The organism is Stenotrophomonas sp. LARHCG68 (assembly GCF_052871705.1).
On sequence record NZ_JBIXJV010000004.1, the window covers coordinates 205,198 to 221,269 of the forward strand.

Genomic DNA, 16,072 nt, shown 5'->3' on the forward strand with positions numbered 1-16,072 from the left:
TGTCCTCATGGGGCCGCCTGCGCGGCCCGGTGGCGCCATCAGGCGCGGATGTTACGGATGCGGTCGCGCCACTGGCGGGCGTTGGCGGTGATCGCCTGCACGTCCATGCCGACCAGCTCGCGCTGGACCAGCTTGGGCTTGCCGGCGATCCACACGTCGCTGACCTGATGGCGGCCAACGGCATAGACCAGCTGCGACAGCACGTGGTGCAGCGGCTGGGTTTCCAGCGCCGACAGGTCCACGCAGACCAGGTCGGCCTGCTTGCCGACTTCGATCGAGCCGACCTGCTCGCCGAAGCCCAGCGCGCGTGCACCGCCCAGGGTGGCCGCACGCAGCGTGGTCGCCGCGTCCAGCGCGGTGGCGTCGTTGGCCACGGCCTTGGCAAGGATGGCCGCAGTGCGGTTCTCGCTGAACATGTCCAGGTCGTTGTTGCTGGCGCAGCCGTCGGTACCGATGGCCAGGTTGACCCCGGCCCGCACCAGCGCGCAGGCCGGGCAGAAACCGGAGGCCAGTTTCAGGTTCGATTCCGGGCAATGCACCACGCTCACGCCGCGCTCGGCACACAGGTGGATCTCGGCGTCGGTGAGCTGGGTCATGTGCACCGCGATCAGGCGCTCGTTGACCAGCCCCAGCCGGTCCAGGCGCGCCAGCGGGCGCTGGCCGTGCAACTGGATCGAATCGGTGATCTCCTGCGCGGTCTCATGCGTGTGCAGGTGCACGCGCACGTCCAGCTGGTCGGACAGCATCCGCACCCGCTCGAAGTTGGCGTCACTGACCGTGTACGGCGCGTGCGGCGCGAAGGCGGTGCCGATCAGCGGGTCGTCGCGCCACTGGTCGTGCAGTTCGGTGGCACGGGCGAAGTACTCGTCGTCGGTCCTGGCCCAGGCACTGGGGAAATCGATGATCACCGAGCCCACCAGCGCGCGGAAGCCGTGCTTCTTGTAGACCGCGGCCTGCACGTCGGCGAAGAAGTAGTTCTCGTTGGCGCAGGTGGTGCCGCCACGCAGCATCTCGGCGATCGCCAGGGTGGTGCCGTCGGCGACGAATTCCGGGCCGATCACCGCCGCTTCCACCGGCCAGATGTGCTCGCGCAGCCAGGTCATCAGTGGCAGGTCGTCGGCCACGCCTCGCAGCAGCGTCATCGGGTTGTGGGTGTGCGCGTTGACCAGGCCCGGGATCAGCGCCGCGTCCGGACGCGAAACCACCTGCTTCGCGGCAAAACGGGCCCGTGCCTGCGCACGCGGCAGGATCGCCACGATCCGGCCGTCGCTCACCGCGACCGCGTGGTCTTCCAGCACCACCGCGTGCGGCTCGACCGGGACCACATGGCCGGCTTCGATCAGGAGGTCACATTGCTGGGGTTGGGCGTCACTCACGGGGGTCACCATCTGTTGCCATGACAAACCGGCGCAGCGGCCGGATGCGAACAGGCGCCGCATCCCCGCCACCGGCAGCGCGAGGCTGTGCGGCAACGGGTGGCGGCGCCTGCATCGTGTTGCTTACTTGACGCGGGCCGAATATTCGCCGGAGCGGGTATCGACGCGGATCACTTCATCCTGGCTGACGAACAGCGGCACGCGGACCACGGCGCCGGTTTCCAGGGTGGCCGGCTTGCCGCCGCCGCCGGAGGTGTCACCGCGCACGCCCGGGTCGGTCTCGGTGATCTTCAGCTCGACGAAGTTCGGCGGCTGCACGGCGATCGGCTCACCGTTCCACAGGGTGACCACGCAGGACTCCTCGCCCTTGAGCCACTTCTCGGCGCCGCCCATGCCGGCCTTGGTCGCCTGCACCTGCTCGAAGGTTTCCGGGTCCATGAAGTGCCAGAACTCGCCGTCGCTGTACATGTAGTTCATGTCGGTGTCCACGACGTCGGCCGCATCCAGCGAGTCGGTCGACTTCATGGTGATTTCCTGCGTGCGGCCGTCCTTGATCAGGCGGTACTTCACGCGGGTGAATGCCTGGCCCTTGCCCGGCTTGACGTACTCGGTGTCGATGATGACCGCCGGTTGGTTGTTGACCAGGATCTTCATCCCGTTCTTGACGTCATTCATGCCGTAAGCGGCCATGCAAAAACTCCTGAGGTAGCAAAACCGGCGCGTTCATTGGCCGGCCGGATTAGAATGGAAGGCCCGCCAGCAGGCGGGGTATCTGTTTTTCTGACCGCCAATGATAACCGCAGCCCCCGCCCGCACTCCAGAAAAAGCCGTCCTGCCCCTGCCCGCCGACCGGTGGCAGGCCCACTGGCGGCAGGCCATCCGCGACCCGGCGGAGCTGCTGGCCCTGCTCGGTCTGGGGGCCGAGGACCTGGGCGTTTCAGCGCAGGCGCTGGCGCAGTTCCCGTTACGGGTGCCGCGCGGTTTCGTGGCCCGGATGCGCCCGGCCGACCCGGCCGACCCGCTGCTGCGGCAGGTGCTGCCCATCGATGCCGAGATGCAGGTGGTGCCCGGGTTCAGTTTCGACGCGGTGGGCGACGGCGATGCCCGCAAGGCCACCGGGGTGATCCAGAAGTACCGTGGCCGTGCCCTGCTGGTGGCCACCGGCAGCTGCGCGATCCACTGCCGTTACTGCTTCCGCCGCCACTTCGACTACGCCGGCGAGAACGCGGCGAAGGGCGGCTGGCAGGAGGCCATCGACGCCATCGCCGCCGATCCCGGCATCGACGAGGTCATCCTCAGCGGCGGCGACCCGCTGTCACTGGCGACCTCCAAGCTGGCCGAGCTGACCGACGCATTGGCCGCGATCCCGCACCTCAAGCGCCTGCGCATCCACAGCCGCCTGCCGGTGGTGTTGCCCGAGCGCGTGGACGACAGCCTGGTGCAATGGCTGGCGGCCCTGCCCTGGCCGGTGGCCTTCGTCATCCATGCCAACCATGCCAACGAATTCGATGCCAGCGTGGACACCGCGCTGGCGCGCCTGCGCGGCACCGGCGCCCAGTTGCTGAACCAGGCCGTGCTGCTGCGTGGGATCAACGACGACCTGGACAGCCTGGCGGCGCTGAGCGAGCGCAGTTTCGCCGCCGGCGTGCTGCCCTATTACCTGCACCAGCTCGACCGCGTGCAGGGCGTGGCCCACTTCGAGGTCAGCGACGAACAGGCCCTGGCCCTGCATGCCGGGCTGATGGCGCGGCTGTCCGGGTACCTGGTACCCAAGCTGGTGCGCGAGATCGCCGGCGACACCAGCAAGCGACCGCTCTGAGCCAGCCGCCGCCGGTCAGTCGGCGGCCAGCGCCTGCGGCCCCGGGCGCAGCATCCGCACCAGCTCGCCGGCTTCCACCGGTCGGCCCAGCCAGTACCCCTGGACCAGGTCGCAGCCGCGCTGGCTGAGCAGTTCGAACTGCGCCTCCTGCTCCACGCCCTCGGCCACCACGGTGATGCCCAGTGCATGCGCCATGGCGATGATCGCCGTGGTCAGCGCCAGGTCGTCCGGGTCGCGTTCCATCTCGGCGACGAAGCTGCGGTCGATCTTGACCCCGTCCACCGGCACCTGGCGCAGGTGGCTCAGGCCCGAGAAGCCGGTGCCGAAGTCGTCCAGCCAGACCTTGACCCCGGCCCGGTGCAGCTTCTCCAGCAGCGACACGGCCAGCATCTCGTCGCCGATCACCGCGGTTTCGGTCAGTTCCAGGTGCAGGCGCGAGGCAGACAGACCCGAGGCATGCAGGCTGTTCTCCACCTCCGACACCAGGTCGCCGTTGCGCAGCTGCCGCGGCGAGACGTTGACCGAGATGAACAGCTCCTCGCCCAGGTGGTTGCGCGGCCACTGCGTGGCCTGCTCGCAGGCCAGGCGCAGCACCTTGGGGCCGAGCGCCTGGATCAGGCCGCTCTGTTCGGCCACATCGATGAACACCGACGGCGCGATCGCGCCCAGCGTCGGGTGGTCCCAACGCAGCAGCACCTCCACGCCCGCCAGCACCCGGTCGCGGGTACGGAAAATCGGCTGGTACACCAGCCGCAGCTCATCGCGGCCCCAGGCGCCGCGCAGTTCCTGCTCCAGGTGCAGGCGCCGCTCGACCGCATGGTCCATCGCCCGGTTGTAGTAGCGGAAGCAGTTCTTGCCGGCCAGCTTGGCCTGGTACATGGCGATGTCGCCGTTCTTCAACAGCGCCGTAGCATCCACCGCATCCTCGGGGAACAGGGTGATGCCGATCGAGCTGCCCAGGAAGATCTCGCGGCGCTGTACCTGCAGCGGACGCCCCAGTTCCAGCACCAGCCGCTCGGCCAGCCGGGTGGCGGTCTCGGCCACGATGCGCTCGCCGCTGTCGATCAGGATGACGAACTCATCGCCACCGAACCGGGCCAACAGGGCATCCTCGCCGCCCTCCTGGTCCACCGCTGCGGCGATGCGCTGGGCGAACTGCAGCAGGGCGTCGTCGCCGGCCTCGTGGCCGAGCGTGTCGTTGACCCGCTTGAACTCGTCGATGTCGATGAACAGCAACGCCAGCCCATGGTTGGCCGACTTGGCCTTGGCCAGCCGGTGGTCCAGCGCCTCGCGGAACGCCAGGCGGTTGGTCAGTCCGGTCAACGCGTCGGTATAGGCCATCTGCCGGACTTCGCGATCATGCCGGGCGATGCTCTGGCTCATCCGGTCGAAGGTGCGCAGCAGCTCACCCACCTCGTCACGCCGCGCGGTGGCCTGCACGTTGATCCGGTAGTCACCGCGCTCGATCCGCTGCGCGGCATCGCCCAGCCAGCGGATCGGCTGCACCAGCGTGCGCTGCACGTAGATCATCATCACCACGGCGAAACCGACCAGCAGCGCCATCAGCGCATAGATCCAGCCCATCTGCCGGCTGCGCGCGTCCTCCATGCGCGCGGCCAGCGCCTGCATCGCCACCGCCTCCTGCACGCGCACCGGCGCCAGTTCCATGCCGACCCGCACCCCACCCAGCCGCTGGTCGCCGATATGGATCGGCAAATCCACCTCCAGGATCGACGGCGAGCTCTGCACCAGCATCCGGTCGGCCCGCACCGCCGCCTCCGCCAACGGGTCGGACATGGCCTGGCCGTAGCCGGCCACGTCGAACGAACCGTCGTGGATCAGCCGCCCCTCGTGGTCGTGCACCAGCACATAGCTGACCGACTTCTGGCCGGCGGTGTTGCGCACCAGCGTGCCGATCGCCGACAGGTCGGAGTAGTACAACGGGTTGACCAGGGCCTCGGCCAGCGCATTGGCCAGCGCGGTGCCGCGCTCGCGCACGCTCTGGTCGAACACCTGGCTGACCACCTCGCCACTGCTGCGCAGCACTTCCTTCTGTACCGCCGCCTGCCGGGTCAGCAGCAGCACGACCAGCAATGCACCGCCGGCAGCCAGCATGAAGCGTGCGCGCAGGCCAAAACGGGGAGTGTTCATTCGACTTCCATCCTGACCCGTGCCAGGCCGTTGCGCAGCCGGTCGAGGGCGCGCTGACTGTCCGCGTCCACCGGATGGAACCCGGTGGTGCCGAAAAACTTGACCAGCGCCGGACCGGCCAACGGGTCGCCACTGGCCTCGAGCAGGACCGCCCGCAGGCGTTCGCGGACCGCCGGCTCCAGGTCGCCCCGCACCATCTCCACCGCGCGCGGGATCGGCTCGCTGCGGTAGATCACCCGCAGGTCCTGGCGGAAGGCCACCGGCATGGCATGGTCGTCGGCCCAGTCAATGCTGCTGAACGCACCGGCATCGACCACCCGCTTGTGTACATAGGTGGAGATGTTCAGCTCCGACCGGGCGAACACGTAGCCCACCGCGTCGGCGGCGGGCGCGTCCTGCGGAGTGAGCAGGATTTCCGGTGGCACGCCGTGCTGCAGCAGCTCCATCGCCGGCACCAGGTAGGCGCTGGTTGAAAGCGTGCTCTGCAGTGCCAGGGTCCGGCCCTTGAGGTCGTCCAGCGTCTGGATGGGGCTGTCGCGGCGCACGAAGAAGACACAGTGATAGGCGCTCACGCCGTTGCGCTCGGTCAACAGCAGTGGCTGCGCCTGGGCGCGCTGCTGCAGCGCCATGGCCGTCCCCGAGGTCTCGGTGACCCAGTCCACCCGCCCGCGACGCAGGTAGCTGCTCATCTGCTGCGCGTCCCGGGCCATCAGGATGCGTCCTTCGACGATCCCGACCTCGCGCATCCGTGGCACGACGTAGTCCAGCAACGGCTTGAGCTGGTCGTAGTGGGCCTTCGGATCATCGCTGATCCGCCCCAGTACCAGCACCGAACGCTCCACCGCGCTTCCTTCCAGCGGCTGCAGGACAGCAGCCACCAGCACGGCTCCCCAAAGCCATCGAAACACACGCAAAACGGCAACTCCCCTGTTGATCCGTCAAGCGTACCGGAAATATTGCAACGTGATGTACTTCTCAGTTACGCCCTTCGGACGCCAGGCGCGCCATCCGCTGCGCGTCGGCCAGGATCCCCCGCAGCAGGCGTACCTCCTGCTCGGACAGGTCAGCCTTCATGAACAGGCGGCGCAGCTTGCGCAGGGCCGATTCCGGCGCACGGCCCTTGTGGAAATCGATCGCATCCAGGGTTTCGCCGAACTGCCCGAACAGCCCTTCGAGCTGGGCATGGCTGGCCGGCGTCTCGCCGTAGCCGGGCTCCCGTTCCGGCTGCGCCTGGCCTTCCAGCACGGCCATGCGCACTTCGTAGGCCAGCACCTGCACCGCGGCGGCCAGGTTCAGCGAGCTGAACTCCGGGTTGGAGGGGATGTGCACGGCCAGGTGGCACAGCTGCAGTTCCTCATTGGTCAGGCCGGTCCGCTCACGGCCGAACACAAAAGCCACCTCCCCGCCCTCCTCGCTGGCCTTGGCCACGGCGCGCTGCCCGGCCACTTCCGGCAGCAGCTCCTCCAGCTGGACCCGGCGCGAGCGCGCCGTGCAGCCCAGCACCAACCGGCAGTCGGCCACGGCCTCGGCCAGGGTCGCGAACACCGGGGCGTCACCGAGCAGGTCCTCGGCACCGGCCGAGCGGCGCAACGCCACCTCGTCCAATGGCTTTTCCGGGGCCACCAGCACCAGCCGGGCCAGCCCCATCGTCTTCATCGCGCGGGCGGCAGCACCGATGTTCCCAGGGTGCTGGGTACCAACAAGGACGAAACGGATACGGGTGGAAGCAGGCATGGTTTATAAAAAATCAGGAACGGGACAGCTGCGAATGGTAAACTGCGCGGCCGGCCAGTGCGCCGGACCTGCTCTTTTCCCCCGCCAATCCGATCTCTGCCTTCACGGGAGCCTTACGCCATGCAGAAACCCGCCGTCACCGTCATGGTCAAGGCCGCCCGCCTCGCCGGCAACGTCCTGCTCCGCAACATCAACAAGCTCGAAGCGCTCAACGTGGTGCAGAAGGGTCGGATGGATTACGCCAGCGAAGTCGATGGCGATGCGGAAAAGGTGATCATCAAGGAACTCAAGCGCGCCTACCCCAGCTACGGCATCCTCGGTGAAGAGGGCGGCGTGCAGGGCAGCGGCCGCCAGATGTGGGTGATCGACCCGCTCGACGGCACCAGCAACTACCTGCACGGCTTCCCGCATTACTGCGTGTCCATCGCGCTGGTGGAGAACGGCGAGCCGACCGACGCGGTCATCTTCGACCCGCTGCGCAACGAGCTGTTCACCGCCTCCAAGGGGGCCGGCGCCGTGCTCAACGACCGCCGCATCCGCGTCAGCGACCGCAAGGACCTGGCCGGCGCGATGGTCCACACCGGCTTTGCCCCGCGCGAGCGCGCCCGTGCCAGTGCCCAGCTCAAGACCGTCGACGCCCTGCTGGTGCAGGCCGAAGACGTGCGTCGCGTGGGTTCGGCGGCACTGGACCTGGCCTACGTGGCCTGCGGCCGCGCCGATGCCTATTTCGAGGCCGGCGTGAAGGCCTGGGACATCGCCGCCGGCGTGCTGCTGGTCCGCGAAGCCGGCGGCAAGGTCTGCAACTACCGCGGTGCCACCCTGGCCCGCATGGACGACAAGGGCCCGGAAACCCAGCAGGTGGTCGCCGGCAACATCAAGGTCTGCGAAGCCCTGCAGCAGGTGATCGTCAACACCGGCTATGCCGCCGAGTTCGATCCGAAGTTCTGATCGCCCTGGAGCTGCACACCGCAAACGGCACCCACAAGGGTGCCGTTTCTGTTTGCGCGGCCGGTAAAGCGCGCTAGCGCACTGCCAGGAACATCGCGCCAAGCAGGGCCCCGCGCTCCCCCTTCCTGCCACACAGCGCCGGGGTACCGGAACACGCGAGGTTCTGGCTACGATACCGACGTGCCGCAGTGAAACAGGCACCGTTCAAGATCAGGGAGGAGCCATGAAACGATCGTTCATCTGCATCATTGCCAGCCTGGCGGCGCTGAACAGCGCATGTGGGCAGGAACCTGCGGACCCGCCGGCACCCTTTCCCCCGCAGGCCATCCCCATGTGCAAGGAACAGATCGATTCGGCCCGGCGGACCGGCCTGCTCGATCTCCGGCACACCACCGCCCGTGGTGGCACCGTGCTGACCGTGGATACCTGGAACCAGCTCCCGCCCGAGTTCCAGCAACTGCTTGCACACTGCACCGCCTATATCCTGACCGGCAGCACCGACGCGCCCTCCGGCAAGCTCCTGTTCGTCGATGAGGACACTGACGAGGTGCTCGCGGTGCTGGATGCGAACGGCCTGCGCAATGTGAGGCGCTCGCCCGCCGGGCCATGACCGGTGCCGATGCCGGGCCCGGCATCGGCGCAACAAGACAGAACGCCCGGCGTTGGCCGGGCGTTCTGCTTCACGACGGTTGTTCAAGCACTCAGGCGACCGTGGATGCCTTCAGCGCGGCGATGCGCTCTTCCAGCGGCGGGTGGCTCATGAACAGCTTCCTGGCGGTGGCGCCGGCGATGCCGAAGGCCGCGATCTGCGTCGGCAGCGTGCTCTGGCCATGGTTGAGCTTCAGGCGCTCCAGCGCGGCGATCATCTTCTGGCGGCCAGCCAGCGAGGCACCACCATGGTCGGCACGGAACTCGCGGTGGCGCGAGAACCACATCGCGATGACCGTCGCGCCCAGGCCAAACACCATCTCCAGCACGAACACGATGATGTAGTAGGCAAAACCACGCCCACCGCCCTCGCGGTTGCCCGACAACGCGCTGTCGATCACGCCGCCGACCACGCGGGCCAGCACGATCACGAAGGTGTTCAGCACGCCCTGCAGCAGGGCCATGGTGATCATGTCGCCGTTGGCCACGTGCGCGATCTCGTGGCCCAGTACGGCTTCGGCCTCGTCCTCGCTCATGTTGTGCAGCAGGCCGGTGGACACCGCCACCAGCGCGTTGTTGCGGTTGGCGCCGGTGGCGAAGGCGTTGATCTCCGGGGCGTCGTACACCGCCACTTCCGGCATGCCGATGCCCGCGGCCTTGGCCTGGCGGGCCACGGTGTCCAGCAGCCAGCGCTCGGTGGCGTTGCGCGGCTCGGTGATGACCACCGCGCCGGTACCGCGCTTGGCCATGAACTTGGACAGCAGCAGCGAAATGATCGAACCGCCAAAGCCGAAGATCGCGGCCATGACCAGCAGGCCGCTCATCTGCGCCGAGTTCACGCCCAGCAGCGACATCACGATGCTGGCCAGGATCAGCACCGCGAAGTTGGTCATCAGGAACAGCCCGATTCGGGTAAACATGGGAAACAATCCGTGAGGATGAAAAAGTGAGTTAAATCTGCGGGGGCCAACGCTTGAATTCAAGCGTGAATCTGACCGACGATTCAGCTTCGATGTCCTCCATTCCCTACCGCGGGCGCTTCGCCCCTTCCCCGACCGGCCCGCTCCATCTTGGCTCGCTGCTGGCTGCGTTCGGCAGTTGGCTGCTGGCCCGCCATGCGGGGGGTGAATGGCGGGTACGCATCGAGGACGTGGACCCGCCACGCGAGGTCGCCGGCGCCGCCGATGCCCAGTTGGCCACGCTCGCCGCATTCGGCCTGCACGCCGATGGCCCCATCCAGTACCAGAGCCGTCGCCATCGGCTGTATCAGGCCGCCCTCGAGCACCTGCTGGCAGAGGGCAAGGCCTTTGCCTGCCATTGCAGCCGTAGCGACCTGGCCGGCCAGCAGGGCATTCACCGGCATTGCGCGGCCCACCAGCTACGCCCCCACCCGGCCGTCCGGCTGCGGGTAGCCGACGGCAGCCGGGTGATGTTCCAGGATGGCCTGCAGGGGCCATTCACCCAGCAGGTGGACCGGGAGGTCGGTGACTTCGTCCTGCTGCGCGCCGACAGTTGCTGGGCCTACCAGCTGGCGGTGGTGGTGGACGATGCCGAGCAGGGCATCACCGACGTGGTGCGCGGCCTCGACCTGATCGATTCCACCCCGCGCCAGATCCTGCTGCAACGGGCGCTGGGTGTGGCGACCCCGCGCTACCTGCACCTGCCGCTGCTGCTCGATGCCAGTGGCCACAAGCTGTCCAAGTCGCTGGCCGCAAGGCCGGTCGATGCCGCCGACCCGCTGCCCACCCTGCGCTGGCTGTGGTCGGCACTGGGCCAGGCCGATGCTGCACTGGATGCTGCAGGCAGCGTCGGCGAGCTGCTGCAGCATGCCGCCGCCGGGTTCGACCCCGCGCTCCTGCCGAAAGCCTCGTTCATCGTCCCGGAATCGCCCCCGGGCTGACCGCAGTTTCATTAGAATCATCGGCTCCCCGCGCTTTCGCCCTGGAGCACTTGCCCATGACATCCCGCGTCGCACTGGTCACCGGTGGTACCGGCGGCATTGGTACCGCCATCTGCCAGCGCCTGGCCGACCAGGGCCATCGAGTCGCCACCAATTTCCGCAACGCCGAGAAGGCGCAACAGTGGCAACGGCAGATGCGCGAGCGGGGCTACGACATCGCCCTGTTCGAGGGCGACGTGGCCGACCCCACCAGTGGCCGGACGCTGGTCGAAGCGGTGGAAGCCAGCCTCGGCCCGGTCGAGATCCTGGTCAACAACGCCGGCATCACCCGCGATACCACCTTCCACCGCATGAGTGCCGAGCAGTGGCACGAGGTGATCAACACCAACCTCAACTCGGTGTTCAACATCACCCGCCCGGTGATCGAGGGCATGCGCAAGCGTGGTTGGGGCCGGGTCATCCAGATCAGTTCGATCAATGGTCTGAAGGGCCAGTACGGGCAGGCCAACTACGCCGCGGCCAAGGCCGGCATGCACGGCTTCACCATTTCCCTGGCGCGCGAGAACGCCGGCTTCGGCATCACCGTCAACACCATCTCGCCCGGCTACGTGGCCACCGACATGGTGATGGCCGTGCCGGAGGAGGTGCGCGCCAAGATCGTGGCCGACATCCCGACCGGACGCCTCGGCAAGCCGGAGGAAATCGCCTATGCGGTGGCCTTCCTGGTCGCCGAGGAAGCGGCCTGGATCACCGGTTCCAACCTGGACGTCAACGGCGGCCACCACATGGGCTGGTAAGCGCGACCGCCATGTTGCAGGACATGGCGGTTCATGTTGCGCAACAAGAAATCATCCTTCCGCGCCTTGCAACCTGTACTTTTGGCGGTTGCAAGCCCTGTTGCACTGCGCCATGCTGCGCACCTAACCGTGACGAGTGACTGCTTAATGGCTGCGACCCGCATCATCAAGAAGTATCCGAATCGCCGGCTCTACGACACCGAGATCTCCAGCTACATCACCATCGAGGACGTCCGCCAGCTGATCCTCGACGGCGAGGAGTTCGAAGTCCGCGACGCCAAGAGCGGTGAGGACCTGACCCGGTCGGTGCTGTTGCAGATCATTGCCGACAAGGAGCAGGACGGCGAGCCGATGCTGTCCACCCAGCTGCTGAGCCAGCTCATCCGTTTCTACGGCGACTCGCTGCAGGGCTTCATGGGCAACTACCTGGAGCGCAGCATGCAGGTGTTCCTGGACCAGCAGCAGCAGTTCCGCCAGCAGATGGGCAATCTGCTGGGGCAGACGCCGTGGGCGATGATGAACCAGCTCACCGAGCGCAATCTGGAGCTGTGGCAGGAGTTCCAGCGCAACATGGGTGCCGGTTTCGGCCGCCCCTCGGGCACCGGCACCAACAAGCCGGCCGACCCGCCGCCGAGCACCGGCGGCAAGACCCGCACCGGCCGCTGAGCCGTTGCCGGATGTTCAAAAGGCCGACGCAAGCGTCGGCCTTTTTCATGTGCGGCAGACCGCAGGCTGTCATGCCATCCAGGCAGGCGCGGCGCAATCACCACCACTGATGCCGGGATCACATCCCGGCCACCCCATTCCGCTGCCTGCACCTGTCCCGCTTACGGGCGGCTCCTGCAGGCCGAGCAGATGCGCTCGACCGTGTAGCCCTTGGCACGCAGCTTCTCGACCACGCCGTCACTGCCGAGCAGGTGCAACGCGCCGACCACCACCAGCGTGGTGCCCTGCCCGTCCTGCAGGCGCTGCTGCAGCGGCGCCAGCCAGGCGTCATTGCGATCGACGTTGATGCGCTGGTACAGGCCCGGGTAGGTGCGCTTCATTTCCGACGCCATGTCCCGCCACAGGGTGACGTCGTCACCACGGCGCCATGCATCGTGCAGGCGACGGCTTTGCTGGTCGCCCTTCTCCACCTGCTCCAGCGCCTCGCGCAGCAGCTGGCGCTGCTCATCGGCATTCATGCCGTCGAGCATGCTGATCTGCGAGCTCGCGCTTTCCAGGCCCGCGGCCGGCTTGCCGGCCTTGGCCGCAAGGTTCATCAAGTGGCGGTCCAGCCCGGCCTGCGGGTCCAGGCCCTGTCGCGCCATCTGCGTCAGGCTGATGGTCAGGCCGATGAACCACGGCTTGAGGCCGACCAGGCGCTCGACCGGCATGCTGTTGCCCGCGCCCCACGCCTGCAGCCGGCGCCAGGTCTCGGCGTCGAGCTCCTCCTTGAGCTGGCCACCATCACGACGGATCGCGGCCTGCATCATCTGCGTGGCCAGCGCCGGTGACGCCATCTCCTCCGGAGCCAGTTCGAACAACAGGCGGCTGGAGGCAGCGAAGGCCTGGTCCACGTCCGGCGACAAGGGATAGTCATCCGGCTTCAACAGATGGAACGAACCCAGCAGGTACAGTTCGGCGCCCTTGCCGCCACTGACTTTCCACAACAACGGCGTCGGCGGCACATAGGCCGGCGCGGCGGCAGGCGTGGCGGCCGGCCGGGCCGCGTAGGCGACACCGCAGAACAGGCTGAAACCCAATAGCGCGGAGGCCGCGCGCGTCATCCAGTGGCTCATGGTGCGGCCTCCGTCGCCGGCTTGGCGTACGCCTTCTCGCCCGCCTCGACCAGCAGGTCCAGCCGGTTCTCCGGTGGTGGCAGCGGACAGGTGGCGAATGGGGTGAATGCACACGGCGGGTTGTAGGCGCGGTTGAAGTCGACCACCACCTCGCCCTTGGCGTCGGGGGCCTCGGCATCGATGAAGCGGCCGGCCGAGTAACTGCCGCGGCCGTTGGTGCGGTCGGCGAAGATCAGCTGCAACGGACGCCCCGGTTCACCCAGCGCTTCCAGCCGCCAGGTGCGGCCATCGCGCTCGAACTCGACCGCACCGGCGTTGGGGAGGTCAGTGGTCAGGCCGGTGATGTCGACGATGGGCAACGTCTTGTTGGCGTCATGCGGCACGAAGCGGGCGGTGACACGCCAGGACGGATCCGCCGGCCAGTAGGTCAGCTGGCCGAAATGCCGGCGCGCCGGCGCATCGGCATGCTTCAGCCGCAGCGCGTAGCGCGGCCCGCGATGGATCAGGGTCAGCAAGCCTTTGTCGTCGTCGAAGGTGATCGCGGTGGGCTGCTCGGCATCGTCGCTGAGCAGCGGGATGCGTCCGGTGATCGGCGTGCCATTGGCCTTCAGCGAGACGCCCGGCTCGGGGGTGAACCAGAAGGTCTGGCCTTCGCGCTGGACCAGCCCCATGCGTGGCGGCCCCATCGCCATGCGGATGCCGCTGGTGCTGCCGCTGCCGATGTAATGCGCCTTGAGTTCAAGCCAGTGCAGGCCAACCAGGCTGGTCCAGCCATCCGGGGCGAGCAGCTCGGTGAGGCGGCTTTCGCGCCACAGCTCGTTGTCATGGGCGAAGTTCGCATCCACCGCGACCGGCGGTTTGGCCGCCTCCTGCTTGCCGCACGCGGCCAGCACCATCGCGGCCAGCAGCACGGCACAGCCCCGTAAAGTCTTCATCAACGCCCCCGCAGGAACCAGCGATCAATTTCAGCCAGAGAAAAGCGCGCCCAGGTCGGGCGGCCGTGGTTGCATTGCCCCGAGCGCTCGGTGATCTCCATGTCGCGCAGCAGGGCATTCATTTCCGGAATCGTGAGCCGCCGGTTGGCGCGCACCGCGCCGTGGCAGGCCATGGTGGACAGCAGCTCGTCGCGCGCGGTGGCGATGCGCCGGCTCTGCCCATGCTCGCGCAGGTCGCCCAGCACATCGCGCAGCAAGGCTTCCGGCTCGGCGTTGGCCAACAGTGCCGGAATGCTGCGCACGTGCAGCGAACCGGGACCGGAACGGGTGATCTCGAAGCCCAGCGCCGCCAGCGTCGCCGCTTCCTGCTCGGCGGTGTCGGCCTCGCGCTCGCCGACCGCCAGGGTGATCGGCACCAGCAGCGGCTGGGCGTGCAGGCCGATGCCATCGTGTGCGTTCTTCAAGCGTTCGTAGCCGATCCGTTCGTGCGCGGCATGCATGTCCACGACGATCAGGCCTTCGGCGTTCTCGGCCAGGATGTAGATGCCATGCAACTGGGCGATGGCATAACCCAACGGTGGCACGCCACTGTCGCTGGAGGTGGGCGGCAACGCGGGACCGGCGTCGACCGGCGCCTGCACCTGCCCAGCCGGCGGCGCCGAGTACAAGGCCGCGTAGGCGGCCGGCGCTTCGGCCACCGGCAGGCCCAGCGGCGACTGCCGCGCCTGCCAGTTGCCACTGCTGCCGACGCTGCCACCGGGGCGCGACAACACGTAGCCGCCGCCGTAACCGCCACCGCTACTGAGCGGTGCCGCTCCGGCCGGCGCTTCCTGCGCGGCGGTTTGTCCCATCGCCGACGGTTCCAATCCGGCACGGGTTTCAGCCAACGCATCCTTCAGCGTGCGATAGACGAAGTCGTGGATCAGGCGTGCATCGCGGAAGCGGACTTCATGCTTGGCCGGGTGCACGTTGACGTCCACCCGGGTCGGGTCCAACTCCAGGAACAGGACGTAGGCCGGATGGCGGCCATGGAACAGCACGTCGCCATACCCCATCTTCACCGCGTGGCTGATGCTGCGGTCGCGCACGGAGCGGCCATTGACGTACAGGTACTGCTGGTCGGTGCTGGCGCGCGAATACTGCGGCTGCGCGATCCAGCCGTGCAGGCGCAGGCCAGCGGCGCTGTGGTCCACCCGCAGCGCCTGGCGCGCGAAATCCTCGCCCAGCGTTTCGCCCAGGCGTGCATCGGAGTACAGGTCACCGGGCTTGTATCGGCGTGAGGGCTTGCCGTTGTGCGAGACGCGCAACTCGACATCGGGACGGGCCAGCGCCAAGGAGCGCAGCCATTCCTCGATATGCCCCAGCTCGGTGCGCTCGGCCCGCAGGAACTTGCGCCGTGCCGGCACGTTGTAGAACAACTCGCGCACTTCCACCGTGGTGCCCGGCGCATGCGCGCGCGGGGCCACCTCGCCCAGCTTGCCACCTTCGATCTGCAGGGCAGCGCCGTGCTCGTCATCGGGGCGGCGCGAGGCCAGCGTGAAGCGGCTGACCGAGGCGATCGACGGCAAGGCTTCGCCGCGGAACCCCAGCGTGGCCACCGATTCCAGGTCATCCAGGCTGGCGATCTTGCTGGTGGCATGCCGCGACACCGCCAGCGGCAGCTGTTCGGCGGCAATGCCACCGCCGTTGTCGCGGATGCGGATCAGCCGCACACCGCCTTCTTCAAGGTCGATATCGACGCGGGTGGCGCCCGCATCCAGGGCGTTCTCCACCAGTTCCTTGACCACCGATGCGGGCCGCTCCACCACCTCGCCCGCGGCGATCTGGTTGATCAGGATCTCGGGCAGCGGACGAATGCTGTTCATGCGGCACCTCCCATCGGTACCGGCAATGACCTACGCAGCGACAGGGGGAAGACGGAGGGAATCAGGAGGACATCATGCATGGGCACGATGATAGCCGAGCCCGGCCGCGTCGCCGTGT

15 protein-coding genes are annotated in these 16,072 nt (G+C 67.8%); 6 read left to right on the forward strand and 9 right to left on the reverse strand.

The window, feature by feature from the left end; translation table 11 throughout:
* Positions 1-38: 38 nt before the first annotated feature.
* Together ACIPR8_RS15120 and efp are read right to left on the reverse strand one after the other, a co-directional pair.
* Positions 39-1,376 (reverse strand): TRZ/ATZ family hydrolase, encoded by a 1,338-nt coding sequence (locus ACIPR8_RS15120; protein WP_446541524.1) that lies wholly within the window; start codon positions 1,374-1,376, stop codon positions 39-41.
* Positions 1,377-1,499: 123 nt separating this feature from the next.
* On the reverse strand, positions 1,500-2,066 hold the full coding sequence (efp, locus tag ACIPR8_RS15125; RefSeq protein ID WP_132862986.1) for an elongation factor P: 567 nt from the start codon (positions 2,064-2,066) through the stop codon (positions 1,500-1,502).
* 100 nt (positions 2,067-2,166) lie between these two features.
* Between efp and epmB the strand changes: the two genes are divergently transcribed.
* A complete protein-coding gene (epmB, locus tag ACIPR8_RS15130) occupies positions 2,167-3,195 on the forward strand; it encodes an EF-P beta-lysylation protein EpmB (protein WP_446541525.1) in 1,029 nt (342 codons plus the stop codon).
* Between the two features lie 15 nt (positions 3,196-3,210).
* Here epmB and ACIPR8_RS15135 read toward each other — a convergent pair whose 3' ends face one another.
* The 3 genes from ACIPR8_RS15135 to ACIPR8_RS15145 form a co-directional block, all read right to left on the reverse strand.
* A complete protein-coding gene (locus tag ACIPR8_RS15135; RefSeq protein WP_446541526.1) occupies positions 3,211-5,346 on the reverse strand; it encodes a putative bifunctional diguanylate cyclase/phosphodiesterase in 2,136 nt (711 codons plus the stop codon).
* The gene (locus tag ACIPR8_RS15140; RefSeq protein WP_192286088.1) at positions 5,343-6,260 is read right to left on the reverse strand and encodes a phosphate/phosphite/phosphonate ABC transporter substrate-binding protein; all 918 of its coding nucleotides are present in this window, start codon (positions 6,258-6,260) and stop codon (positions 5,343-5,345) included. Before ACIPR8_RS15140 ends, ACIPR8_RS15135 begins: the two co-directional genes overlap by 4 nt.
* A 61-nt stretch (positions 6,261-6,321) precedes the next feature.
* Positions 6,322-7,080, reverse strand: coding sequence for an RNA methyltransferase (locus ACIPR8_RS15145; RefSeq protein ID WP_446541527.1), 759 nt, complete (start codon positions 7,078-7,080; stop codon positions 6,322-6,324).
* 120 nt (positions 7,081-7,200) lie between these two features.
* Between ACIPR8_RS15145 and ACIPR8_RS15150 the strand changes: the two genes are divergently transcribed.
* Together ACIPR8_RS15150 and ACIPR8_RS15155 are read left to right on the forward strand one after the other, a co-directional pair.
* Positions 7,201-8,028 carry an inositol monophosphatase family protein gene (locus tag ACIPR8_RS15150; protein WP_132862981.1) on the forward strand — a complete coding sequence of 276 codons (828 nt, stop codon included), beginning with the start codon at positions 7,201-7,203 and terminating at the stop codon, positions 8,026-8,028.
* A gap of 223 nt (positions 8,029-8,251) precedes the next feature.
* Entirely contained in the window at positions 8,252-8,638 is a 387-nt protein-coding gene (locus tag ACIPR8_RS15155; RefSeq protein ID WP_132862980.1) for a hypothetical protein, read from the forward strand.
* Positions 8,639-8,729: 91 nt separating this feature from the next.
* On the opposite strand, the gene htpX is transcribed toward ACIPR8_RS15155, so the two are convergent.
* Positions 8,730-9,596 carry a protease HtpX gene (gene htpX / locus ACIPR8_RS15160; RefSeq protein ID WP_132862979.1) on the reverse strand — a complete coding sequence of 289 codons (867 nt, stop codon included), beginning with the start codon at positions 9,594-9,596 and terminating at the stop codon, positions 8,730-8,732.
* Positions 9,597-9,688: 92 nt separating this feature from the next.
* Between htpX and gluQRS the strand changes: the two genes are divergently transcribed.
* The 3 genes from gluQRS (at position 9,689) to phaR (ending at position 12,039) form a co-directional block, all read left to right on the forward strand.
* Positions 9,689-10,576 carry a tRNA glutamyl-Q(34) synthetase GluQRS gene (gene gluQRS, locus ACIPR8_RS15165; protein ID WP_446541573.1) on the forward strand — a complete coding sequence of 296 codons (888 nt, stop codon included), beginning with the start codon at positions 9,689-9,691 and terminating at the stop codon, positions 10,574-10,576.
* A 56-nt stretch (positions 10,577-10,632) separates the two neighbouring features.
* Positions 10,633-11,373, forward strand: coding sequence for a beta-ketoacyl-ACP reductase (phbB, locus tag ACIPR8_RS15170; RefSeq protein ID WP_132862978.1), 741 nt, complete (start codon positions 10,633-10,635; stop codon positions 11,371-11,373).
* An 81-nt stretch (positions 11,374-11,454) separates the two neighbouring features.
* Positions 11,455-12,039, forward strand: a complete 585-nt coding sequence (gene phaR / locus ACIPR8_RS15175; RefSeq protein WP_165931117.1) for a polyhydroxyalkanoate synthesis repressor PhaR — start codon at positions 11,455-11,457, stop codon at positions 12,037-12,039.
* Between the two features lie 161 nt (positions 12,040-12,200).
* On the opposite strand, the gene ACIPR8_RS15180 is transcribed toward phaR, so the two are convergent.
* Genes ACIPR8_RS15180 through mutL form a run of 3 tightly spaced genes read right to left on the reverse strand, consistent with a single transcriptional unit; the run spans position 12,201 to position 15,954 of the window.
* A complete protein-coding gene (locus ACIPR8_RS15180) occupies positions 12,201-13,154 on the reverse strand; it encodes a TraB/GumN family protein (protein WP_446541528.1) in 954 nt (317 codons plus the stop codon).
* On the reverse strand, positions 13,151-14,089 hold the full coding sequence (locus ACIPR8_RS15185; protein WP_446541529.1) for a DUF1684 domain-containing protein: 939 nt from the start codon (positions 14,087-14,089) through the stop codon (positions 13,151-13,153). Before ACIPR8_RS15185 ends, ACIPR8_RS15180 begins: the two co-directional genes overlap by 4 nt.
* Complete coding sequence (gene mutL, locus ACIPR8_RS15190; RefSeq protein ID WP_313254613.1) at positions 14,089-15,954, reverse strand: DNA mismatch repair endonuclease MutL; 1,866 nt, start codon at positions 15,952-15,954, stop codon at positions 14,089-14,091. The genes ACIPR8_RS15185 and mutL overlap by 1 nt, the downstream gene beginning before the upstream one ends.
* Positions 15,955-16,072 lie beyond the last annotated feature (118 nt).